The 21,033-nt window shown below is 64.0% G+C and carries 22 protein-coding genes; 9 read left to right on the forward strand and 13 right to left on the reverse strand.

All coding sequences use genetic code 11. The annotated features are described in order from the left end of the window. The first annotated feature begins 354 nt into the window (after positions 1 to 354). The 6 genes from FJ430_RS15205 to FJ430_RS15230 all read left to right on the forward strand — a co-directional run bounded on the left by FJ430_RS15205 (position 355) and on the right by FJ430_RS15230 (position 5,992). Complete coding sequence (locus FJ430_RS15205; RefSeq protein ID WP_140706529.1) at positions 355 to 762, forward strand: carboxymuconolactone decarboxylase family protein; 408 nt, start codon at positions 355 to 357, stop codon at positions 760 to 762. Positions 763 to 969: 207 nt separating this feature from the next. Then, positions 970 to 1,803 (forward strand): metallophosphoesterase family protein, encoded by an 834-nt coding sequence (locus tag FJ430_RS15210; RefSeq protein ID WP_140706527.1) that lies wholly within the window; start codon positions 970 to 972, stop codon positions 1,801 to 1,803. Then, positions 1,803 to 2,960 (forward strand): ABC transporter ATP-binding protein, encoded by a 1,158-nt coding sequence (locus tag FJ430_RS15215; RefSeq protein ID WP_140706525.1) that lies wholly within the window; start codon positions 1,803 to 1,805, stop codon positions 2,958 to 2,960. Before FJ430_RS15210 ends, FJ430_RS15215 begins: the two co-directional genes overlap by 1 nt. Next, positions 2,953 to 3,876: a carbohydrate ABC transporter permease gene (locus tag FJ430_RS15220; RefSeq protein ID WP_140706523.1), complete on the forward strand. Its 924-nt coding sequence runs from the start codon at positions 2,953 to 2,955 to the stop codon at positions 3,874 to 3,876. Before FJ430_RS15215 ends, FJ430_RS15220 begins: the two co-directional genes overlap by 8 nt. Beyond that, positions 3,873 to 4,703 carry a carbohydrate ABC transporter permease gene (locus FJ430_RS15225; protein WP_140706521.1) on the forward strand — a complete coding sequence of 277 codons (831 nt, stop codon included), beginning with the start codon at positions 3,873 to 3,875 and terminating at the stop codon, positions 4,701 to 4,703. Before FJ430_RS15220 ends, FJ430_RS15225 begins: the two co-directional genes overlap by 4 nt. A 23-nt stretch (positions 4,704 to 4,726) precedes the next feature. Further along, positions 4,727 to 5,992 carry an ABC transporter substrate-binding protein gene (locus FJ430_RS15230; protein WP_140706519.1) on the forward strand — a complete coding sequence of 422 codons (1,266 nt, stop codon included), beginning with the start codon at positions 4,727 to 4,729 and terminating at the stop codon, positions 5,990 to 5,992. 52 nt (positions 5,993 to 6,044) lie between these two features. Here FJ430_RS15230 and FJ430_RS15235 read toward each other — a convergent pair whose 3' ends face one another. The 11 genes from FJ430_RS15235 to FJ430_RS15285 all read right to left on the reverse strand — a co-directional run bounded on the left by FJ430_RS15235 (position 6,045) and on the right by FJ430_RS15285 (position 16,225). Then, on the reverse strand, positions 6,045 to 6,932 hold the full coding sequence (locus tag FJ430_RS15235) for an amidohydrolase family protein (RefSeq protein WP_181175460.1): 888 nt from the start codon (positions 6,930 to 6,932) through the stop codon (positions 6,045 to 6,047). Next, positions 6,932 to 8,068 carry a vWA domain-containing protein gene (locus FJ430_RS15240; RefSeq protein ID WP_140706738.1) on the reverse strand — a complete coding sequence of 379 codons (1,137 nt, stop codon included), beginning with the start codon at positions 8,066 to 8,068 and terminating at the stop codon, positions 6,932 to 6,934. The genes FJ430_RS15235 and FJ430_RS15240 overlap by 1 nt, the downstream gene beginning before the upstream one ends. A 206-nt stretch (positions 8,069 to 8,274) precedes the next feature. After that, positions 8,275 to 9,156, reverse strand: a complete 882-nt coding sequence (locus FJ430_RS15245; protein ID WP_140706515.1) for an AAA family ATPase — start codon at positions 9,154 to 9,156, stop codon at positions 8,275 to 8,277. A 7-nt stretch (positions 9,157 to 9,163) separates the two neighbouring features. Next, the gene (locus FJ430_RS31620) at positions 9,164 to 10,168 is read right to left on the reverse strand and encodes a xanthine dehydrogenase family protein molybdopterin-binding subunit (RefSeq protein ID WP_073985327.1); all 1,005 of its coding nucleotides are present in this window, start codon (positions 10,166 to 10,168) and stop codon (positions 9,164 to 9,166) included. 1 nt (position 10,169) lies between these two features. Continuing rightward, entirely contained in the window at positions 10,170 to 11,537 is a 1,368-nt protein-coding gene (locus tag FJ430_RS31625; protein WP_140706513.1) for a xanthine dehydrogenase family protein molybdopterin-binding subunit, read from the reverse strand. 11 nt (positions 11,538 to 11,548) lie between these two features. Continuing rightward, positions 11,549 to 12,031 carry a (2Fe-2S)-binding protein gene (locus FJ430_RS15260; protein ID WP_140706511.1) on the reverse strand — a complete coding sequence of 161 codons (483 nt, stop codon included), beginning with the start codon at positions 12,029 to 12,031 and terminating at the stop codon, positions 11,549 to 11,551. A 56-nt stretch (positions 12,032 to 12,087) separates the two neighbouring features. Beyond that, a complete protein-coding gene (locus tag FJ430_RS15265) occupies positions 12,088 to 12,882 on the reverse strand; it encodes an FAD binding domain-containing protein (protein ID WP_140706509.1) in 795 nt (264 codons plus the stop codon). Positions 12,883 to 12,894: 12 nt separating this feature from the next. Beyond that, a complete protein-coding gene (locus tag FJ430_RS15270) occupies positions 12,895 to 13,338 on the reverse strand; it encodes an SRPBCC family protein (RefSeq protein WP_140706507.1) in 444 nt (147 codons plus the stop codon). 125 nt (positions 13,339 to 13,463) lie between these two features. After that, positions 13,464 to 14,291 (reverse strand): AraC family transcriptional regulator, encoded by an 828-nt coding sequence (locus FJ430_RS15275; protein ID WP_140706505.1) that lies wholly within the window; start codon positions 14,289 to 14,291, stop codon positions 13,464 to 13,466. Positions 14,292 to 14,439: 148 nt separating this feature from the next. Further along, positions 14,440 to 15,438, reverse strand: coding sequence for an ABC transporter permease (locus FJ430_RS15280; protein ID WP_140647993.1), 999 nt, complete (start codon positions 15,436 to 15,438; stop codon positions 14,440 to 14,442). Positions 15,439 to 15,481: 43 nt separating this feature from the next. Next, complete coding sequence (locus tag FJ430_RS15285) at positions 15,482 to 16,225, reverse strand: ATP-binding cassette domain-containing protein (RefSeq protein ID WP_140659881.1); 744 nt, start codon at positions 16,223 to 16,225, stop codon at positions 15,482 to 15,484. 448 nt (positions 16,226 to 16,673) lie between these two features. Between FJ430_RS15285 and FJ430_RS15290 the strand changes: the two genes are divergently transcribed. After that, positions 16,674 to 17,663 carry a sugar-binding protein gene (locus FJ430_RS15290; RefSeq protein WP_140647991.1) on the forward strand — a complete coding sequence of 330 codons (990 nt, stop codon included), beginning with the start codon at positions 16,674 to 16,676 and terminating at the stop codon, positions 17,661 to 17,663. Between the two features lie 92 nt (positions 17,664 to 17,755). Here the strand turns inward: FJ430_RS15290 and FJ430_RS15295 are convergent, their stop codons facing one another. After that, entirely contained in the window at positions 17,756 to 18,694 is a 939-nt protein-coding gene (locus FJ430_RS15295; protein ID WP_140706503.1) for an NAD(P)-dependent oxidoreductase, read from the reverse strand. Positions 18,695 to 18,840: 146 nt separating this feature from the next. Here FJ430_RS15295 and FJ430_RS15300 point away from each other — a divergent pair, with 146 nt between their 5' ends. Both FJ430_RS15300 and FJ430_RS15305 read left to right on the forward strand, forming a co-directional pair. Then, positions 18,841 to 19,737, forward strand: coding sequence for an NAD-dependent epimerase/dehydratase family protein (locus FJ430_RS15300; protein WP_140706501.1), 897 nt, complete (start codon positions 18,841 to 18,843; stop codon positions 19,735 to 19,737). Between the two features lie 102 nt (positions 19,738 to 19,839). After that, a complete protein-coding gene (locus FJ430_RS15305) occupies positions 19,840 to 20,616 on the forward strand; it encodes a FadR/GntR family transcriptional regulator (protein ID WP_140706499.1) in 777 nt (258 codons plus the stop codon). A 71-nt stretch (positions 20,617 to 20,687) separates the two neighbouring features. Here FJ430_RS15305 and FJ430_RS15310 read toward each other — a convergent pair whose 3' ends face one another. Beyond that, positions 20,688 to 20,975: a DUF3175 domain-containing protein gene (locus FJ430_RS15310; RefSeq protein WP_140647987.1), complete on the reverse strand. Its 288-nt coding sequence runs from the start codon at positions 20,973 to 20,975 to the stop codon at positions 20,688 to 20,690. Positions 20,976 to 21,033: the final 58 nt, after the last annotated feature.

Consider the following 21,033-nt stretch of genomic DNA (forward strand, 5'->3'; position numbering starts at 1 on the left):
CACCCACGGGAGATTAGCCGAGGCGTCCGTCATTTCGTCATCCACGGGCGGAGCAAGGAGCGAAGCGACGCAGCGCAGACCCGAGGATCCATTCCGTGACTTTTAGGCGTCGCTACGGTCCAGAACTCTGCTCCGCTGCACCCTTCGTGCGAGGTCATGGCATGGATTCTAGGGTCTGCGCGCGTCGCTTCGCTCCTTGCTCCGCCCTAGAATGACGACGCTGAGGTGCTTCGGCCAATCTCCGCAGTCGCGTGCTTTCCGGCGCTAAAAACTAGCCGGACAAACTGCTTAGCCGTCTATGCGCAACCCTTGATTTAACGACCTCGACGGCGATTCAAACGAAAGGACCACACCATGGCCACTACAAAGCTGCTCAGTGATGCCGAGGTCGACAAAATCCCGGCGGTGAAGGCCGTGTTCGACGATATCCGCGCGACGCGGAAATCCGACTTCGTCAACAATTTCTGGCGTGGGCTGGCCAACGATCCGGCGGCGCTGAAGCGAGTGTGGGAGCAGCTCAAGGCGGTGATGGTCGCCGACAGCGCCATCGATCCGCTGACCAAGGAAATGATCTATATCGCGGTCTCGACCGCCAATGGCTGCTCCTATTGCGTCCACTCGCACACAGCCGCGGCGCGGGCCAAGGGCATGACCGACGCGCAGCACGGCGAGCTTGTGTCGATCATCGGCCTGGCCGGCCAGACGAACCATCTGGTGACATCCCTGCAGATTCCAGTCGACCCGCAGTTCGAGGTGAAGTGAGTCGGGGGAGCGTCACGGCGTTTCCGTGTCGCTGCCAGCAAAAAAATATCGTCCGGCGGCGGCCGTTCGCGCGTTTCACAGGCTTGTGTGCTTGAATCAAACTTTGCCCCGGCGCTGTTAAGGAAGTGACATGTAACGGCACTAAGGAAGCCGCACGCGCAGTCGTTCGCCCTTGGTTTCCGGCACGGCTTTCGCGGCGGAGCCGTCATGAAAATCGTTCAGATCACCGATACCCATTTCAGCCCGACCAAGCCGCATTTCAGCGGCAATTGGGAGCCGCTGGCCGACTGGATCGAGCAAAGCGGCGCCGATCTCGTCATCCACACCGGCGATCTGACCGTCGACGGAGCCGACAAGGATGACGACATCAGCTTCTGCATGGGACTGATGCGGGAGGTATCGAGATCCGTGCTGCTGGTGCCCGGCAACCACGACGTCGGCCATCTGCCGGGTTCGCTGCAGCCGGTCGATGCGGCACGGCTGGAGCGCTGGCGCCGCCTGGCCGGTCCTGACTACTGGTCCGAGGATGCGGGAAACTGGCGGCTCATTGGGCTAAACAGCCAGGTGATGGGCTTCAACGATGCCGCGGAGGAAGCCCAGTTCGAATGGCTGCGGGAAACGCTGGAAAGCCGTGGCGGCCGCCGCGTCGCGATGTTTGCCCACAAGCCGCTTTTTGTCGACGATCCGGACGAAGGCGATACCGGCTATTGGAGTATCCGGCCGACCCAGCGCAGGCGTCTCTACGATCTGATCGCCGCCCACGACGTGGCCCTGCATGCGAGCGGCCACCTGCACTGGGCGTGGAAGGGCAAATACGCCGGCACCTCCCTGGTATGGGGGCCGTCCGCCGCCTTCATCGTCGACACCATGGAACGCAAGATGCCGGGCGAACAACTGATCGGCGCCGTCATGCATCATTTTGATGACGCGGTCGCGAGCGAGATCGTCGCCGTTCCCGGCATGACCCTTCATGTTCTCGATGACGTGGTCGAGGAAGTCTATCCGCACGAGGCCCACAAGGTCCGCAGGAAGGCTGGGTGATGGGCGTGCTGTCGCTGCGTGGCCTGAGCAAGGCCTTTGCCGGCAACGCCGTACTGAATGGCGTCAGCCTCGATGCGGAACCCGGCGAATTCATCGCCCTGGTCGGCCCGTCGGGGTGCGGGAAAAGCACCTTGCTGCGTATTCTCGCGGGACTCGACCATGCCGATGCCGGTGAGATAATGGTCGGTGGCAAGGACATGTCGAACATTGCCGCGGCCAACCGGAACATCGCCATGGTGTTCCAGTCCTACGCGCTCTACCCGCATCTGACGGCTGGCCAGAACATCGCCGTCCCGCTTGCCATAAAGCGGCTGAGCCTCACGCAGCGCCTGCCGCTGATCGGCGCTTGGCTACCGGGCCAGGGGGAGATACGCGCCGGCATCGCGCGCGATGTGCGCGAGATGGCCGCCTTGCTGAAGATCGACCATTTGCTCGACCGCAAGCCCGGACAGATGTCTGGCGGGCAGAGGCAGCGCGTGGCGCTGGCGCGCGCGATGGTGCGCCATCCCAGCATCTTCCTCATGGACGAACCGCTTTCCAACCTGGATGCCAATCTGCGCGTCCATGCGCGCGGCGAGATCGTGGAATTGCACCGGCGCGCCGGTGTGCCAACGCTCTATGTGACGCATGACCAGGCCGAGGCGCTGTCGATGGCCGATCGCGTCGCCGTCATGATCGGCGGCCATCTGCTTCAGCTCGCCACGCCCGAGACGATCTACAACGACCCCACCCATATCGAGGTCGCGCGGTTCGTCGGCCAGCCGAGGATCAATATCCTGCAGGCGATCGCCGAAAACGGTCGCGTCGACTTCGAAGGCATGCGGCTGGCTTTGCTGGAGAAGGTGGCGAACGGCCCGATCAGCCTCGGCATTCGCCCGGAATTCGTCAAACTGTCCCCCAGCGGGCGGAGCGGCGTTGCCGGGCGGATTGAACGGCTGGAATTCCTCGGCTCGGAAGTCATTGCCCATTGCCGGCTCGACGTCTCCGGCGACAGCGTCATCGCCAAGCTGGCGCCGCAGGAGGCGAAGGACCTGATCGGCGGAATGCCGGTGGGCATCCTTCTGGCTCCTGAGCAGGCGATGGTCTTCGGGCCTGAGGGACGCCGGCTGCGCATCGCGGAAGTGGCGGGCGCACGGCAGGAGCCGGCCTATGTCTAGCGTCGCGCTGGCGGGCAATGTCCTGAGCGCCGCGGCACTGCGTGCGCGCAGCGAGGACCGGACCGCCTGGCTGCTGGCGCTGCCGGCGATCGTGCTGCTCTTCCTGTTCGTGCTGTTGCCGGTGGTTGCCGTCGTCTTTCTGGGCTTCACCGATTTCGAGCTCGGCTACGGCAAATTCCGTATCGTCGGCTTCGAGAACTACGCGCATCTGTTCAGCGACCGCACCTTTCGAAAATCGCTGTGGAACACCACTCTCTACACGGCGATGGTCGCCCCGGTCTCGATCGCGCTCGGCTTGGGTGTCGCGCTTCTGATCGAAGGCGAATTGCGCGCGCGGGCTTTCTTCCGCACCGTCTACTTCCTGCCCGTGGCCTCGCTGATCGTCGCGATGGCAACCGTCTGGCAGTATATCTTCCATCCGACCATCGGGCCGCTCAACGCGCTGCTTTCGCTTGTCGGCATTCCCGGCCCGAACTGGCTCGGCGCCTCGAACACCGTCCTCTACAGCCTGTCGATCATCGGCGTCTGGCAGTCGGTCGGCTTCAACATGGTGCTGTTCCTGGCCGGCCTGACGGCGATCCCGCGCGAGCTCTACGCAGCGGCTGAAGTCGACGGCGCGAAATCGGCGCTCGACCGGTTCTTGCTGGTCACCTGGCCGATGCTCGGGCCGACGACGCTGTTCGTCGTCACGATCAGCATCACCAATGCGGTCAAGGTTTTCGAGACCGTGAAGATGCTGACTGACGGAGGCCCGAACAAGGCGTCCGAAGTGCTCCTCTTCACCATCTACCAGGAGGGCTTCGTCTATATGCGCGTCGGCTATGCGTCGGCGATGACGGTGGTTTTCCTGGCGAGCCTCGTCGTTTTGATGTTCCTGCAGTATCGCGTCCTCGACCGGCGGGTACACTACACATGACCAGCATCCCGGTCGGCCGTATCGTCCGCTTCACGCTGCTTTCGCTCGGTGCGCTGATGATTCTGGCGCCCTACATCCTCATGATCTCGACCGCCGGCAAGACGCAGAGCGACATCTTCACCGCGGCGCTTTCGCTGATCCCGCAGCATCCCTTCTTCGCTGAGAATTTCGCCAAGGCGCTGGAGAGGGTGCCAATGGCAACGCTGCTGTGGAACGGCATCGTCGTGTGCGGACTGATCTTCTTCCTCCAGGTCGCGGTCGCGATCCCTTGCGCCTACGCGATGGCCAAGCTGAAATTTCGCGCGGCGCGCATGATGATGGTGCTGGTCATGCTCGGCCTTCTGGTTCCCATCCATGCGACCGCTCTGCCGCTCTATGTCGCGTTCGACCGCATGTCGCTGCTCAACAGCTACACCGCGCTGGTCGCTCCGTTCACGATCTCGGTGTTCGCGATCTTCATGTTCCTGCAGTTCTTCCGCGCCATGCCCGACGACCTCATCCACGCGGCGCGGCTCGACGGCATGTCGGAGCTCGGCATCATCGCGCGCGTCATCGTGCCCAACGCCTGGCCGGCCGTCACCGCCTTCGCGATCTTTTCCGTCGTCGCGCACTGGAACGATCTCTACTGGCCGCTGATCGTCATCAGCAAGCAGGCCTACGCCACGCCGCCGCTCGGCCTGATGTATTTCCGCGCCGCGGAAGCGGGCGACGACTACGGTGCGCTGATGGCCGCGACGCTGATTATCACCCTTCCTCTCGTCGTCGCCTTCCTGCTCGCGCAGAAGCGCTTCGTCGAAGGCATCACCATGACCGGTCTCAAAGGCTGACCGGCCAACAAGGAGCACGAGCAATGAAGCATTTCTCCAGGATTATTGCCATGGCGGCGGTGTCGCTGGCATCGGCCCTTCCGGCCTATGCCGACACGACACTGACGGTCCACTATCCGATGCCCGGTTTCTTCAAGAACGTGATGGACACGATCTCGAAGAAGTTCATGGAAGAGAATCCCGACATCAAGATCCAGTTCGCCAGCCCGTCCGCGACCTATGAGGAAGGCATCCAGACCATTCTTCGTCAGGCCGGCACCGACGAGATGCCCGACATCACCTTCATCGGCCTCAACCGCCTGCGCATGCTCAACGAGCGCGACGTCGCCGTCGACCTCGGGCCGCTGGTGAAGAAGGACGGCAACATGGCCGAGCAAGGCTTCTCCGACACCATACTGAAGCTCGCGCAGGTGAACGGCAAGCAGATCGGGCTGGCCTTCGCCACCTCCAATCCGATCATGTATTACAACGCCGACCTGATGAAGGCGGCCGGTGGCGATCCGGACAATCCGCCCAAGACCTGGGACGAGGTGATCGCCCTTGGCGGCAAGATCAAGGCGCTCGGCAACGGTGTCGACGGCATCGACTTCCGCTGGCAGGGCGATGATTGGATGTTCTCGGCGCTGCTGTTTGGCGCCGGGGGCAAGATGCTGAACGGCGACGAGAGCAAGGTCGCTTTCAACAGTCCAGAAGGCGAGAAGGCTGTCGAGCTTATCGAGCGGATGGTGAAGGAAGGCGGCATGCCGGTCTTCACCAAGCCGGCGGGCGAGCAGGCTTTCGCGGCCGGCAAGGTCGGCTTCGAATTCCAGACCACAGGCGCGCTGGTCAACACGATCAAGAATGTCGGCGACAAGTTCACGCTGCGCACGGCCAAGATTCCGCTGATCGATCCGGTCAACGGCCGTTTGCCGACCGGCGGCAATGCGGTGGTCATCCTGACCAAGGACACCGCGAAGCAGGAAGCCGCCTGGAAGTTCGCCAAGTTCGCCGCCGGCCCGTACGGCGCGTCGGTGGTGGTGCCCGGCACCGGCTATGTCCCCAACAACGAACTCGCCGCGAAATCACCTGATTATCTCGGCGATTTCTACAAGAAGAACCCGCTGTTCCAGGCCGGCCTCAGCCAGATGCCGCTGATGGTTCCGTGGTACGCCTTCCCCGGCACCAACGGAGTCAAGGTGACGCAGACCATCGTCGACAATCTGTCCCGCATCGTCGACCAGTCGGCGACGCCGAAGGAAGCGCTTGCCGACGCCGCGAGCGACGTCGAAGGCATGTTGCCGACGCAATAACTGCTTGCTCCGCAAGCCGTCGCGCCTACCCGGCGCGGCGGCTTGTGGAGCGCTATACCGGCCGGTAAACCTTCTCCGCCGTGTTCCAGAAGATGTCCGCCTCGGCCTTGGCGCCGTACCCGGCAACCGCAGCGCGGTGCGCCTTGATCAGCTCGGCATGGCTGGTCCACAGTTTTTCGATCGGGAAGTTCGAGCCGAACATCAGATGGTCAGCCCCGAGGATTTCGATCGCGTTGTCGACGATGTAAGCGATCAGATCCGGATCGTTGCGGTGCACGAAGGTGCCGAGGCCGGAAAGCTTGGCGTAGAAATTGGGCGCGGCCGATAGCGTGCGCAAGCCGGCCTTCCAGGCTTCTGTCGTTTCGGGCGCCATATCGGTCAGCATGCCGGCATGGGTGAGGATGAAATCGGTTTCGGGGTTTTCGTCGACCAGCCTCAGCCCATCTTTCATCTGGGCGGGGAAAAGCTGCAGGTCGAATGAGAGGCCGTAGTCCTTCAGCCGTGCCACGTTTTTCCGCACCTTCGGATCGATTACCTGGTCGGCGGAGGCGGCGAAGCGAAAGGCTTGCGTTTCGTGCCAGTGGAGCTGCATGCGCACGCCGCGCAGCAGCTTGTATTTCATCAGCCGGTCGATCTGGTGGCGCACGTCATCCACGGTCATGTCGGCGTAGCCGACGATGGCATGCGGCCAGCCGGTCTCGTCGGCTGTCTTCTGCAGGAAGGCGACTTCCTTCTCGAAGTCCTCCTTGGCCCAGTTGGTCTGGACATAGACGGCCTTCTCGACGCCCGAGCCTTTCTGGTCTTCGAGGAATTCGCCGATCGGATAGTCGCGGCGGATCGGCTCGTAGGGGCCGAAGATGCGCGGCACCATGGGGCCGACCAGCCAGGGCTGGTCCTTCTGGCGCCAGATGTGGAAATGCGCGTCGATGGCTTTCTGCATCACGATACCCTTTTCCAGATGACTGAAGCCGCAGGCGCAGGACGGGCGAGCGACAGGATGAAATCGGTCAGGCTGCCCACCGACGAGCCGTCGACCAGATCGTCGAGCATCGGCAGAATGGCGCCGAGTGCCGCCGTCGCCGGCCGAAAGCGCGGATCGCCGGCGAGCGGGCTCGCCAGCGACAGCCGGAAGGCGCGGGCGCTGAACCGGCGCATCGCGGTTTCGAGGTCGGAATGGTCGCCGCGTTCCAGTCCGTCGGACAGGATGACGACGCAGGCGCCGCGCGCGAAGGCGGAGAAGCGCGGCACCGACAGGAAGGCAAGCAAAGTCGGCCCCATGCGCGTGCCGCCGTCCCAATCGTCGACGAGCCCTGCAGCGCGCGCTAACGCTTGCTCGCGGCCGCGGATGCGCAGCGCCGAGGTGATGCGGGTGAGGCGGGTACCGAAGGTGAAGACTTCGGCACGGTCCGCGCCTTGAACGGCAGCGTGGGCGAGCTTGAGATAGTCGGCGGTGTGCTGCTTCATCGAGCCGGAGACGTCGATGAGCAAAAGCAGCTTGCGGGGCACGGTCTGGCGACGACGCAGCTGCGGCGCGGGGATGTCGCCGTCGGCGCTGACGATTTCGCTGAGTGAGCGGCGGAGATCGAGCGTGCCGCGCGAGCGGGTGCGCGCGGTGCGAAAGGAACGGCGCGCGGGCAGGGCGCATGCGAGCCTGCGGCGGAATGAGCCAAGGCCATCGGAATCGCGCTGGAAGTCGCGTGCGCTCAACTGCTCGAGCGCTGAGGACAGTTCGCCGCCCTTTTCCTGGCGAGTGACCTGATTTTCTTCCTCCCGCGCGCCGCGATCGTCCTTGACGCGGGTTTCGTCGTCCTCCTCGCCTTCGATCAAAGGCTTGGCGTCGCCATAGAAGTAGCCGCGAAAGTGCGCGTCGAATTCGCCGCGGCGGTCGGGCGAGGGCGCGAGCGTCGCGAGTGCTGCTTCGCGGATGTCGTTCATCGAGCGCGGGCCAAGCAGGGTGACGGCCTGCATGAAGCTGGTTGCCTGTTCCGGCGCGATGGCGAAGGCGTGGCGACGCAGCAGCCTGGCGAAGCCCAGAAAAGGCGCAGCGGCACGAGGCAAGCTTTCCCCACGCATCATTCCTTCGCGCCCCCCTCTGCCGGACATCTCCCCCACGAGGGGGGAGATTAGCAGCGTTGGCGCGCCGCTCAATTCTGCCAGGCTGAAGATTGGCGAAAGCCGGCGCGACATCTGATCTCCCCGCTTGTGGGGGAGATGTCCGGCAGGACAGAGGGGGGCGCTGTCCCGCCAGCGCTGAGAGATAGGCGCGCAATGCCGATTGCTCATCACCCCAGCGCCTCCTCGACAATCCTCCCCAGCTCCGGCGCGATCGCCGAAAAATCCTCCTCGTCCTTGATCAGCACGCCGATGGCTCGGCGGAAGGCCTCCGGCCACGGGCTGCCGCCTTTCTCGAGGATGGTCGCGGCATTCGCCCACTCCACCGCCTCGGCGATGCCGGGCGGCTTGGCCAGCGGCCGCGCGCGGATTTCCTGCACGGCATTGGCCACCGCGCGTGCGGTCGCCTCGGCGACATGGCCCGAGCGCAGCATGATGATCTCGGCCTCGCGCTGGGCGTCGGGATAGCCGATCCAGTGATAGACGCAGCGCCGGCGCAGCGCCTCGGCAAGCTCGCGGGTGCGGTTCGAGGTCAGGATGACGATCGGCTGCGCCGCGGCGCGAATCGTGCCGCGCTCCGGAATGCTGATCTGGAAATCGGAGAGGAATTCCAAGAGCAGCGCCTCGAACTCGTGGTCGGAACGATCGATCTCGTCGACCAGAAGCACGCGTTGCTCCGGCGCCCGCAAAACTTGCAGCAGCGGCCGGGCGATCAGGAAGCGGTCGTCATAGATGTCGATCTCGTGCTCGCCGGCATGGCGGATGGCGAGCAACTGGCGCTGGTAGTTCCACTCGTAAAGCGCATGTCCGGCGTCGATGCCTTCATAGCATTGCAGGCGCACCAGCTCGCGGCCGAGGAGTTCGGCGACCGCCTTCGCGGCTTCGGTCTTGCCGACGCCCGGCGCGCCCTCGAGCAGCAGCGGCTTGCCGAGGCGAATCGCCAGGAAGATCGCGGTGGCAAGGCTGTCGTCGGCCAGATAGCGCGAGGCGGCAAGGCGCGCGGCTATCGCCTCCGGCGAAGCCGCGACCGCAACGGCGTCGGCGCTGGTCATCTTCCCCTCAGCCCGCCGCCTGCGCCTTCAGCGCGCGCAGGATGCGCTCCGGCGTGATCGGCAGCGTGTCGATGCGCACGCCGACCGCGTCGAAGACGGCATTGGCGACGGCCGGGATCTGCGGGTTGGCGCACATCTCGCCCGGCCCCTTGGCGCCGAACGGCCCGTCGGCGGAAGGGCGCTCCAAGACGATGATCTCGGTCTCGGCTAGGTCGCCGGGACCGGGCATCAGATACTGGTTGAAGTCGGTGCCGCCATGATCGCGGTTCGGATAATAGGGTTCGGTCGTCTCGTAGAGCGCGTGGCTGATGCCCATCCAGGAGCCGCCGACCAACTGCTGCTCGACCATCTTCGGATTGAGCGCGCGGCCGATCTCGAAGACGTTCTTGACCGTCAGCACCGTCACTTCGCCGGTCTCGTCGTCGACCTCGACCTCGGCCACCGTGCAGGCATGGGCGTAGCAGGTGGAGGGCTTCATCGCGCCGGTCTCCTTCTCCGGATAGGAGCGCGGGATCAGGAACATGCCGCGGCCTGAGATCGAGCGGCCGCGCTTGAAATGCGCCGACAGGGCGACATCGAAGATCGAGATCGATTTCTGCGGCGCGCCCTTCACCTGTATATTGCCCTGGCCGTCGGTCTCGAGGTCGGAGGCGTTCACCTCCAGCTCTTCGGCGGCCACTTCCAGCATCACCTGGCGGGCTTCCTTGGCCGCCTGGATGACGGCATTGCCGGCGCGGTGCGTGCCGCGTGAGGCGAAAGTGCCCATGCAGTGCGGACCGGTGTCGGTGTCGGCGGTGTCGATGATGACGCGGTCGGTCGGCACGCCGATCGTCTCGGCGCAGATCTGCGCCATGATCTGCTTCATGCCCTGGCCGAGATCGACACTGGAGAGCGTCACCATGAAATTGCCGGTCGGCGTCGAATGGACCAGCGCCTGGGTCGGGTCGCCGCCGAGGTTCATGCCGGTCGGATAGTTGATCGCGGCGACGCCGCGTCCACGCCGGATCGCCATCTCAGGCTTCCTTCCTGTAGGAGGACATCGCCATGTATTTTTCCGCCACCGGCCAGTTGGCGGCGCGCGAGGCTTCCTGCATGCATTCGATCAGCGCGGCACCCTCGGTCGGCTGGCGATGCGCCTTCATGTCGCCGTCGCGATAGGCGTTGATGAAGCGGAACTCGAGCGGGTCCATGCCGATCAGGCGCGCCAGCTTGTCCATCTGCACTTCCAGCGCGAAGTCGCCGATGGTGACGCCGAAGCCGCGCATGGCCGACGAAGGGGTGCGGTTGGTGTAGACGCAATAGGTGTCGATCCAGACATTCGGGATCGTGTAGGGGCCGGGATAGTGTGCGGCGCCCTTCTGCGCGCCGTAGGGCGAGTGGCGCGAATAGGCGCCGGCATCGGTGTAGCCGGTCACCTTGCGCGCAACGATGCGGCCGTCCTTCATCAAGCCGTCCTTGATGACGACCTTCTCGGCCGCGCGCGGCGAGGAGATCTGCATCTCCTCCTCACGGCTGTAGATAAAACAGACCGGGCGTCCGGTTAGCTTGGCGGCGAGGATGGCGATCGGCTCGACGATGACGTCGACCTTGCCGCCAAAACCGCCGCCGACCGTGCCGCCGACGAAATGCAGCTTCGAGCCTGGCATCTGCAGGATGATCGAGGTGTTGTCGAGGGTGAAGAACATCGCCTGCGTGTTGGTGTAGCAGGTGAAGCGGTCGTTGCCTTCTGGCGTCACCACGCAGCCCGTCGTCTCGGTCGGCGCGTGCTCGATCGGCGAGGACTGGTAGGACTGTTCGAGGATGTGGTCTGCCCCGGCAAAGCCTGCCTCGACATTGCCGAAGCGCACCTTGCGGCACTCGCCGCTGTCATAGAGGTAGTAGTTCTGGCCGTGATATTCGTTGACCAAAGGCGCGCCGGGCTTCAGTGCCTCCTCCATGTCGAAGACCGCCGGCAGCACCTCATAGTCGACCTTGACCTTGGCGGCGGCTTCCTGCGCCGCGCGCTCGGTCTCGGCCAGCACCGCCACCACGGCCTCGCCCTTCCAGCGCACCTTGCCGTCGGCGAGCACGGTTTCGTCCTCGGGACCGATCTGGATCAGGATCAGGATGGTGTAGACATTGTGCGGCACGTCGTTGGCGGTCAGCACCTTGACGACGCCCGGGTGCTTTTCCGCTTGCGACGTGTCGATCGAGCGGATGCGGGCATGGTGGTGCGGGCTGCGCACCATCTTCAGATGCAGCATGCCCGGGAAGTTCCGGTCGGCGAAATAGGCGGTCTTGCCGGTGACGTGTCCAGGGGAGTCGAGCCGCGGGCGGCCCTGGCCGATCTCATGCAGGCCGTCCTTGCGGACATCGGCGAAATAGTCCTTGCGCAGTTCCATGGCTCGGTCCCTCAGGCGGCGTTCTGCGAGTTGGCGCGCGCGGCGGTCAGCACTGCCTGGATGATCGGCTCATAGCCGGTGCAGCGGCAGATGTTGCCGGACAGCGCCTCGACCACATCCTCGCGGCTCGGGTTCGGCGTGCGGTCGAGCAGCACTTTTGCAGCCATGATCATGCCCGGCGTGCAGAAGCCGCATTGCGTGGCGAACGCATCGAGGAAAGCGCGCTGCAGCGGATGCAGCACGCCGCCTTCGGCGAGGCCGGCCGTCGTGGTGATGGCCGCGCCGTTGCAGGTTTCGGCCAATGTCAGGCAGGAGAGCCGCAATTCACCGTCAATGATGACCGAGCAGGCGCCGCAGGTGCCCTGATGGCAGCCGCCCTTGGGCGATGTGTCGCCGATCTTGTCGCGCAGCGCGTGGAGCAGCGTCGCGCCGCTTTCGACGAACTCAGCTTTTTCAGAACCGTTGAGTGTGAATTGGACAGGTACTTTTGCCATTTTTCCTCCCTGCGCGCCTGCCCGGATCGACCGGACAGACGCGCGTCCCCCACGGACTAATTCGACAACAACCGGCCGAGATGAACCGGCAGGACCTCGGCGCGGTACCAGGCGCTGGCGATCGGGTCGGTGATCGGCGCGATGCCTTCGCTCGCGGCCGCCAGCGCCGGCGCGATCTCCTGCGGCGTGAGCTTGCAGCCGAGCAGCGCCTTTTCGGCCGCTAAAGCGCGCATCGGCCGATCGGCCATGCAGCCGAGCGCGATCCGCGCCGAGGTCACCGTGCCGTCCGGCGCGAGTTCCAGAAGCGCGGCGATGCTCAGCACAGACACACCTTTCGGCTTGACGCGCGATACTTTCAGGAAGCGGAAGCTTTCAGCCTTGGGCAATGAAAAGGTGGCAGCGGTGACGATGGCGCGGCTGGTATCGCGGCCGGCCAGGAAGGTCTCGACTGCCAGTTCGCCGTCTTCGGTGTCGACGGTCGCGTCCAGCGCCAGCAGCGCGACGGCGAAATCGCCATAAGGGGCAGGGGCGAACAGATTGCCGCCGACGGTTGCCATGTTGCGGATCGCAGGCCCGCCGACAGCGCGCGCGGCAGGCGCGAGCGCGGCAAGCTCGGGGTGGCGGGCAATCGCGGCCATGGTGACCGAAGCGCCGAGCCGGACCTTGGCGCCGGAAACCGCGATTTGCAAAAGGCCGGGATCGTTGACACGGATCAGGCTGGAGATGGAAACGTCGCCTTCATTGGCGGCGCGGATCACCAGCGTGCCGCCGCCAAGATAGCGTGCCCCGGCGGCTTGCAGCGCGGCGTTGGCGTCTTTCACGCTCGAAAAAGTTTGCAGCGCAAGCGACATGGCGCGCTCCCGTCAGCTCTGGCCGGCGAAATGGGTCTTCAGGGCGTTGAAGCCGCCCTGGAAGACGTTGGCGCCCATGCCCTCGGCCAGCTTGTCGGCTTCCTCCGGTGCTGCGTCGAAGCTTGCGCTCCATTCGGCGTAGGTGCGGTTACCATCGGTGACGCGCCGCAACTGCAGCGTCGCCTTGTGATTGGTGAGCGGCTGCGGCGTTTCCAGGATCGAATAGCTGACCAGGAAATTGTCGTCGGAGAAGTCGAGCAGCTTTTCGCGCAGCCGAGCGCCGCTGACCAGCTGGAAGTTGCGCACGCAACCGATCGTGGTGGCGTCCTTGCCGTCCTCGATATGGCTTTCCACCATGCGCGGATGCCAGTTCGGCAGGCCGTTGAAGTCGCGGATGTGCGCCCAGACCTGCTCGACCGGCGCATCGATGACGCTGGAAATGGTGACTTTCGCCATAGACTGGCTCCCTTGCAAAGATCAGGAGCAGGCTAGGGCGGCCGACGGGCCGGCGCTTATCAATGCGTCTTAAGTGCGTATCAACCAGTCGGAAAATGCGGCGACGGATCAGCCCGCAAAGGCGGTCAAGACACGGCTCTCGCGGCTTCGCGGTAGAGCGTCGGCGGCACGCCGACATGGTCGCGGAAGAAGCGCGAGAAATTACCCTGGGTGGTGAAGCCGAGATTGCAGGCGACCGAGATCAGCGGCTCCTGCGACCACTGCAACTGGCGCACGGCTTCCTCCATACGCAGCGTGTTCCAGTAGACGTTCGGCGTCAGGTTGGTCTGTTCCTTGAACAGCGCGAAGAAATGCGGCCGGGACAGGCCGACCGAACGGGCGACGTCGTCGAAGGAGATGCGCTCGCAGACATTGGCCTTCATCAGCTGGATCGCCTTGCGGACGCGGAAATCGAGCATCGTGTTGATGCGCGCGCGGGCTATCTGCGGCGCGGATGTCTCGGCCGCGTCGAGCACGCTGTCGATGAAACGCTCGATCTCGTAATTGGCGACGTCGTCGATACTCTCATTGTCGGTCAGGTGATCGAGCAGGTTCGCCGCCGCCTGATGCAGCCAAGGCTCCAGCGTGATCGCGGCTTGCGTGAACAGCGGCGCCGACGACGGAAGGTCGCGGCGCCGGCGCGCCCAATCGGGGTCGATGTAGAAGGCGAGGAACAGGCCGGGCTTGCCGTCGCGGGAAAGGGCGTGGCTGTGCGGCTGGAACGAGTTGATGCCGGCCGCCGTGCCCGGCCCAAGCCGTACCGTCTCGCGGCCGATGGTCATTTCGCCCGCCGTGCCTTCCAACCAGATGATGAGATGCGCCTCGCCGTGGGCATGGGTGACGAAGTCGTTGGCGACATTCAGCACGGAAACATGTCCGAACCGGCCCCAATAGAGCCTGATCGCGTCCGTCATGGGTATCGTTCCTCCCGCAGGCGACTGGCCTCCCTTCGCCTGCTGGGGAATAGTGCGGCCAGGGTGAGGCCGCGTCAAGGCGGGCAAGCGCAGCGGAACTTGCGCTCAAAGCGCCTGAATCGATTTTCAGACTGAGCGATAGGGGGAGCTAGTCACTGCGGCGGAAGTTGCGGACGCGGTCGAACAGCACCGCCAGGATGATCGCGCCGCCGATGAAAGTGCCTTGCCAGAAGGCGTTGATGCCGAGCAGGCCAAGGCTGTTGCGGATCACTTCGATGAGGGCGGCGCCGACGATGGCGCCGAGCGCGGTGCCGACGCCGCCGGCGAGATTGGCGCCGCCGATGACGGTGGCGGCGATGACCTGCAGTTCCATGCCGTTGCCGAGATTGGTGGTGACGGCGCCCAGCCATCCGGTCTGGATGATGCCGGCAATCCCCGCCGACAACGCCGAGATCATATAGACGACGACCTTGATCTGCTTGACGGGAACGCCGGTCAGCGTCGCCGCATGCTCATTGCCGCCGATGGCGAAGATGTGCCGGCCGAACTTGGTCAAGCGCAGGATGAAGCCGGTGATCAGCGCCAGGATGATCATGTAGAGCACCGGATTGGCGATGCCGAACAGCCAGGCGCCGCCGCCCAGCGCCAGAAGCTTCTGATGGTCCGGTCCGAACTGGAAGACCACCGTGTTGTTGGACGCGACCATGGCAAGGCTGCGCGCCACCGACAGCATGCCGAGCGTGACTACGAAAGGCGGGAAGCCGAGATAGGCGATGAGCACGCCGTTGAAGGCGCCGATCACAAGCGCGGTGGCGATCGAGGCCAGGATGCCCACTTCGATCGAATAGCCGGCATGCATGGTGACGGCGAGCACCATCGAGCACAGGCAAAGCACCGAGCCGACCGACAGATCGATGCCGCCGGTGATGATGACGAAAGTCATGCCGAGCGCGACGATGGCGATGAAGGTGACATTGCGCGTGATGTTGAAAAGGTTCTTCGACGTGGCGAAGGAATCGGTGGCGACGGACAAGAACAGACAGGCGAGGATGACCGCGATCACCACCCAGAAGGTCTGGTTGGAGAAGAGCCGCGACAGGAAGGTGTGCTGCTTCTGCGCGATCGTCTGGTCAAGGGTGGCTGCCATTATCGACCTTTCCTGAGAGGCGGGGGCGCGAGGTTCCGCGCGATCACGCGACCTGTTCGATGGCGCCGGTGATCAGCCCGGTGACTTCCTCGGGCGAGCTCGATGCGATTTTCTTGTCGGCAACCTTCCGGCCGCGCCGCATGACGATGACGCGGTCGGCGACGTCGAACACGTCCGGCATGCGGTGGCTGATCAGCACTACGGCGATGCCCTGGTCGCGCAGGTGGCGGATGAGGTTCAGCACTTCGGCGACCTGCCTGACCGAAATCGCCGCCGTCGGCTCATCCATCAGCACGATCTTGGCCTGCGACAGCATCGTGCGGGCAATCGCCACCGCCTGGCGCTGGCCGCCCGACATCTGCTTGACGAGGTCGCGTGGCCGCGTTTCGGATTTCAGCTCGGCGAAAAGCTGGCCGGCGCGCTTGTACATGGCGCCATAGTCGAGGATGCGGAGCGGACCGAAGCCGCGGCGCAACTCGCGGCCGAGATAGACGTTGGCCGCGGCCGTCAGGTTGTTGCAGAGCGCGAGGTCCTGGTGGACGATCTCGATGCCATGCTGGCGGGCGTCTGCGGGCTTGTGCAGGACAAGCTCCTTGCCGTCCAGCCGCATGGTGCCGTGGCTCGGGTGGAAATTGCCGGCGATCATCTTGACCAGAGTCGACTTGCCGGCGCCGTTGTCGCCCATCAGGCCGACGACCTCGCCGGCCTCCAGCGAAAACGATACATCGTTGACCGCCTGGATGGCGCCGAAATGCTTCGAGATGTTGGCGAGTTCGAGAACCGACACCAGCCTTATGCCTCCCCATTTACGGCGCAGCTGTCGCCGACCTTTATCGGCGCCGCTTGCGTCCTGCTCCGTCCATCTCCTCCCGAACGGTGCGTCCACGCATTTAGGCAAAACCGGACAAGGGCGTCAATCAATTGTCTGACGATTAATTTCGAGACTCGACGAAAAATCGGTTTTGTAGGACAAATAGGAATTGACGCTGGCGAAAAGCCGATATTAGCTAAGTCTCGGAGGAAGACTTGCCCATTGTCCGTCTATCCGGCGGAGGGCGGCCAGATGGTTTGAAGGTCAAGGATCCGGCTGCGCCAGTATTCGGGCAAACGGATCGGCAAATGCTTATCAGCCCGGCGCAGGACGCGACATCGAGATGCTCGTCATGGTTCTTACGCATCCGGACTGATCAGTGTGGCGGGCACGCGGTGTCCGTCTGTTTCAAGGGAGGACTGATATGAGGAAAACACTTTTACTTGCCGCCGTCGCCGCCATGGCGTTGGGCGCCGGGCCGGCTTTGGCCAAGAAACAGCTCGTCATCGTCGTGAAAGGTCTCGACAATCCGTTCTTCGAAGCCATCCATCAGGGCTGCGAGAAGTGGAACAAGGAAAACGCCAGCTCGGAATATGAATGCTTCTACACCGGCCCGGCATCGACCTCGGACGAAGCCGGCGAGGCGCAGATCGTGCAGGACATGCTGAGCAAGCCCGACACGGCGGCGATGGCGATCTCGCCGTCGAACGCGCCGCTGATCGCGCAGACGATCAAGAGCGCCAATCCGTCGATCCCGATCATGACGGTCGACGCCGACCTTGCCAAGGAAGACGCCGCCCTTCGCAAGACCTATCTCGGCACCGACAACTACCTGATGGGCAAGAAGATCGGCGAGTACATCAAGAAGGCCAAGCCGAATGGCGGCACGATCTGCACCATCGAGGGCAATCCGGCGGCCGACAACATCCTGCGCCGCGCGCAAGGCATGCGCGATGCGCTGTCGGGCAAGGAAGGCCTCGCGGCACTTGCCGGCGAAGGCGGCTGGACCGAAGTCGCCGGCTGCCCGGTGTTCACCAATGACGACGGCGCCAAGGGCGTGCAGGCGATGACCGACATCCTCGCCGCCAACCCGAAGCTCGACGCCTTCGGCATCATGGGCGGCTGGCCGCTGTTCGGCGCACCGCAGCCCTATCGCGACCTGTTCAAGCCGATGGCCGACAAGATCGCCAAGAACGAGTTTGTCATCGGCGCCGCCGACACGATCGGCGACGAGGTGGCGATCGCCAAGGAAGGCCTGGTGACCGCGCTGGTCGGCCAGCGGCCGTTCGAAATGGGCTACAAGGCGCCCTCGGTGATGCTCGACCTCGTCGGCAACAAGAAGGTCGACGATCCGGTCTTCACCGGCCTCGACGAATGCACCAAGGAAACGGCCGACACCTGTATCCAAAGGTAGGCGCTGGTCGGATCCAGAACCAATGTAAAAGGGGCGCCGCGAGGCGCCCCTGACTTTTTCAAAGTTGCATTCTTGATGAGGGCGCTTTCGTCTCAGATCTTCTGCTTCACGCCGTCCTTCGAAGGCATCAGGTCGACGCCATTGAGCTTGCCGATGTGTGTAGCGAGCATCGGCACATATTGCTCGACGGGACCGGTGGCGAAGGCGGTCGCAAAGGAATTCTTGGTGGCGTTGCCGAGTGGGTTGGCGATGCCAGCCGCGCCCGCCATCGATTCCAGATAGGTCAGGTCCTTGAAGGCGTTGGCAATGCTGAACTTGTGCGCGTCGCGGTCGCCCTCCAGCGTCCAGCGCATGAAGGTCTGGTAGAAGCCGCAATCCATGCGGCCGTTGCGGATGACGCTGTCGAAGCGCGGCGGCGAGATGCCGACCTTCTCTGCCAGCGCCAGCGCTTCCGAATAGATCGCGGCGTAGCCCAGCGAGATGAAGTTGTTGAGCAGCTTCATGCGGTGGCCGTCACCGGTGTCGCCGATGTGGACGATGCGGCCGGCCCAGGTCTCGATCACCGGCTTCAGCCTGGCGAACACCGCGCCCGGCGCGCCGACCATGGCGTCGAGCGTGCCTTCCCAGGCCTCCTTCGGCGTGCGGCTGAGCGGCGCATCGACATAGTCGACGCCGAGCGCCTTGAGCTCGGCGGCCAGGGCCACGGTGGAGACCGGATCGGAGGTCGAGCAATCGACGACGACCGAGCCTTGCTTCAGGCCCTCCTTCAGCCCGCCAGGGCCGCGGATGATCGCCTCCACCTCGCGCGAGCCGGTGACGCAGATGAAGACGACGTCGGAGGCAGCGGCCACCTCCTTGGATGTGGCCACTTCCTTAGCGCCGCGTCCCAAAAGGTCTTCCGCGGGCTTGCGGTTCTTGCGACCGAGGAAGGTCAGCGGATAGCCCTTGTCGACGATGTTCTTGGCGATGCCGTGCCCCATCAGGCCTAGGCCGATGAAACCGATTTTCTCGCGGGCAGCGGTGGTGCTCATGTCGTCTCTTCCCTGTCTTTCGTGGTGATGGGCCCGCGCGGCGGGCGATTGCCGGAAAGGTTTTCGCGGATCGCGGTTGGCAGGCGATTGCGGAATACCATATTGTCTGACAATACACATAATTCCCTGATGTTGTGGAGAGCAAAATGACGAAGCGGATCATGTTCACCGGCGGCAGCGGCAAGGCTGGCCGGCATGTCGTTCAGTATCTGGTCGAACATGGCTGCCAGGTGCTCAACATCGACACCAGGCCGCTCGACAACCCGAAGGTGCGCACGCTGATCACCGACATCACCGACAGCGGGCAGGTGTTCAACGCGCTGTCGAGCTATATGGGCCTGCACGAGTTCGATCCGTCGCTGAGAGCCCAGCCGGTCGACGCCGTGGTGCATTTCGCCGCAATCCCGCGCATCATGATCACGCCGGACAACGAGGTGTTCCGCATCAACGCGATGGGCACCTACAATGTCATCGAGGCGGCGGTGAAGCTCGGCATCCGCAAGATCATCATCGCTTCCTCGGAGACGACCTACGGCCTGGTCTTCGCCAATGAGCCGCGCAATCCGACGCATTTCCCGCTCGACGAGGATTATGACGTCGACCCGATGGACTCTTACGCGCTGTCGAAGATCGTCAACGAGAAGACGGCGCGGGCCTTCGCGCTGCGCAGCGGCGCCGACATCTATGCGCTGCGCATCGGCAACGTCATCGAGCCGCATGAATATTCGCTGTTTCCGAAATGGTTCGCCGATCCCGGTTTCCGCAAGCGCATCGCCTGGAGCTACATCGACGCGCGCGATCTTGGCCAGATCACTTTGCGCGCCATCGAGAAGGACGGCCTGGGCTACCAGGTGTTCAACGCGGCCAATGACGACACCTCGTCGGACCTGCCGACGGCGGAGCTCGTGAAGCGCTTTTATCCGGGCGTGCCGGTCAAGGCCGAGCTTGGCGAGTATGAGACGTTGCTTTCAAACCGCAAGGCGCGCGATGTGCTTGGCTTCCGGCCCGAGCACAGCTGGCGCAAATACGTCAAAACGGCATGAGGCGGCGGCAAATGCCGGTTGATCTGTGCACATCCTCGCGCGTTGGGGCAAAGCGGGCCTGCCGTGCTTGACAGCTTCTGAAAACGGGATTTTCTGGACCATATGCGGGACGCGAAGCCGAACAACGAAAAAAAACTGACGAAAACGGCAGCCCAGGAGCGTCCGGCCGGCGTTCGCCGGGCCAACGCGCCACGCATTCCGGGCGCCAGCGTGCACACCTCCTTGGCCAGCGAGATCGGGCTGAGGATCGTGCGCGGCGATTATCCGCCGGGCACCATCCTGCCCAACGAAGCGAAATGGTCGGAGACCTTTGACGTCAGCCGCTCCGCGGTGCGCGAGGCGATCAAGATGCTGATGGCAAAGAGCCTGCTGGCCTCGCGGCCGAAGATCGGCAGTTGGGTCGAACCGAAGGAACGCTGGAACCTCCTCGACCGCGACGTGCTGTCCTGGTACGCCACGTCGCCGGACCGTGAGGTTTTCCTCAAGACCGTGCAGGAATTCCGCCATATCATCGAGCCGGAAGCCACCGCCTTCGCGGCGCTGCGGCGCAGCGACGAGCAGATGGCCGAGATCAGCCAGGCCTGCCAGGAGATGGGCGCGGCGACCAACCTGCAAGAGCGGACGCGGGCCGACACGCGCTTCCATCTCGCCATCCTCAGAGCCTCGGGCAACGACCTGCTGGTGCCGCTGGGGGTGCTGATCGAATCCGCCTTCGACCACCTCTTCGCCTACACGACGCGCGAACTGGACGATTTGCACCATGCCCAAAAGCTGCACGAGGCGATCGAGAGGAATATTCGCCTGCGAAGGCCGGATGCGGCGCGCAACGCGGTCCGTAAGCTGCTGGCCAATACCGACGAAGTGATCCAGTCGCGCTAAGGTCCGTCGATATTCAGCTGAGGCCGGCTTGCGAATGGCGGCTCCCTGCGCTTGCGTTCCCGTTGCAGCACCTAATCCTGCTTTTCGCGGCCGAACGCGACGCGCAGCTCGTCCTTCGCTTTTTCCAGCACCTTCCTGCGCTCGTCAGGCAAGTTCTTGCCGGCGCGGTTGATGTAGAAATTCAACATCGACATGGCGGATTGGAACGGCTCAGCCTTGCGGCGGTGGCTGTGCTCGGCCGAACGTTTCAGCGACGCGGCGATCTTCTTGGCGTCGTCGGATTCAAAGACATGATCCTCGAGATCCATCGCATCGCTGTGCTCGGTCACGTCGGCCGACCATTTCTTCCTGGCGGTCATGGCGAACTCCTTTCTTCAGGCAAAACTCCATCGGGTGAGGCGGGTTCCGCTTCTGGAG

The sequence above is a fragment of the Mesorhizobium sp. B2-8-5 genome (assembly GCF_006440675.2).
Taxonomy (GTDB): domain Bacteria; phylum Pseudomonadota; class Alphaproteobacteria; order Rhizobiales; family Rhizobiaceae; genus Mesorhizobium.

Bases quoted from the DNA above. Each gene is read 5' to 3' on its own strand.
- FJ430_RS15265 (WP_140706509.1), bottom strand. From the start codon at position 12,882: ATGTCGCTTGCGCTGCAAACTTTTTCGAGCGTGAAAGACGCCAACGCC.
- FJ430_RS15235 (WP_181175460.1), bottom strand. From the start codon at position 6,932: ATGCAGAAAGCCATCGACGCGCATTTCCACATCTGGCGCCAGAAGGAC.
- FJ430_RS15310 (WP_140647987.1), bottom strand. From the start codon at position 20,975: ATGACCGCCAGGAAGAAATGGTCGGCCGACGTGACCGAGCACAGCGAT.
- FJ430_RS15220 (WP_140706523.1), top strand. From the start codon at position 2,953: ATGTCTAGCGTCGCGCTGGCGGGCAATGTCCTGAGCGCCGCGGCACTG.
- FJ430_RS15230 (WP_140706519.1), top strand. From the start codon at position 4,727: ATGAAGCATTTCTCCAGGATTATTGCCATGGCGGCGGTGTCGCTGGCA.
- FJ430_RS15300 (WP_140706501.1), top strand. From the start codon at position 18,841: ATGACGAAGCGGATCATGTTCACCGGCGGCAGCGGCAAGGCTGGCCGG.
- FJ430_RS15260 (WP_140706511.1), bottom strand. From the start codon at position 12,031: ATGGCAAAAGTACCTGTCCAATTCACACTCAACGGTTCTGAAAAAGCT.
- FJ430_RS31620 (WP_073985327.1), bottom strand. From the start codon at position 10,168: ATGGCGATCCGGCGTGGACGCGGCGTCGCCGCGATCAACTATCCGACC.
- FJ430_RS15225 (WP_140706521.1), top strand. From the start codon at position 3,873: ATGACCAGCATCCCGGTCGGCCGTATCGTCCGCTTCACGCTGCTTTCG.
- FJ430_RS15245 (WP_140706515.1), bottom strand. From the start codon at position 9,156: ATGACCAGCGCCGACGCCGTTGCGGTCGCGGCTTCGCCGGAGGCGATA.
- FJ430_RS15215 (WP_140706525.1), top strand. From the start codon at position 1,803: ATGGGCGTGCTGTCGCTGCGTGGCCTGAGCAAGGCCTTTGCCGGCAAC.
- FJ430_RS15205 (WP_140706529.1), top strand. From the start codon at position 355: ATGGCCACTACAAAGCTGCTCAGTGATGCCGAGGTCGACAAAATCCCG.
- FJ430_RS15240 (WP_140706738.1), bottom strand. From the start codon at position 8,068: ATGATGCGTGGGGAAAGCTTGCCTCGTGCCGCTGCGCCTTTTCTGGGC.
- FJ430_RS15275 (WP_140706505.1), bottom strand. From the start codon at position 14,291: ATGACGGACGCGATCAGGCTCTATTGGGGCCGGTTCGGACATGTTTCC.
- FJ430_RS15290 (WP_140647991.1), top strand. From the start codon at position 16,674: ATGAGGAAAACACTTTTACTTGCCGCCGTCGCCGCCATGGCGTTGGGC.
- FJ430_RS15270 (WP_140706507.1), bottom strand. From the start codon at position 13,338: ATGGCGAAAGTCACCATTTCCAGCGTCATCGATGCGCCGGTCGAGCAG.
- FJ430_RS15210 (WP_140706527.1), top strand. From the start codon at position 970: ATGAAAATCGTTCAGATCACCGATACCCATTTCAGCCCGACCAAGCCG.
- FJ430_RS15280 (WP_140647993.1), bottom strand. From the start codon at position 15,438: ATGGCAGCCACCCTTGACCAGACGATCGCGCAGAAGCAGCACACCTTC.
- FJ430_RS15305 (WP_140706499.1), top strand. From the start codon at position 19,840: ATGCGGGACGCGAAGCCGAACAACGAAAAAAAACTGACGAAAACGGCA.
- FJ430_RS15295 (WP_140706503.1), bottom strand. From the start codon at position 18,694: ATGAGCACCACCGCTGCCCGCGAGAAAATCGGTTTCATCGGCCTAGGC.
- FJ430_RS31625 (WP_140706513.1), bottom strand. From the start codon at position 11,537: ATGGAACTGCGCAAGGACTATTTCGCCGATGTCCGCAAGGACGGCCTG.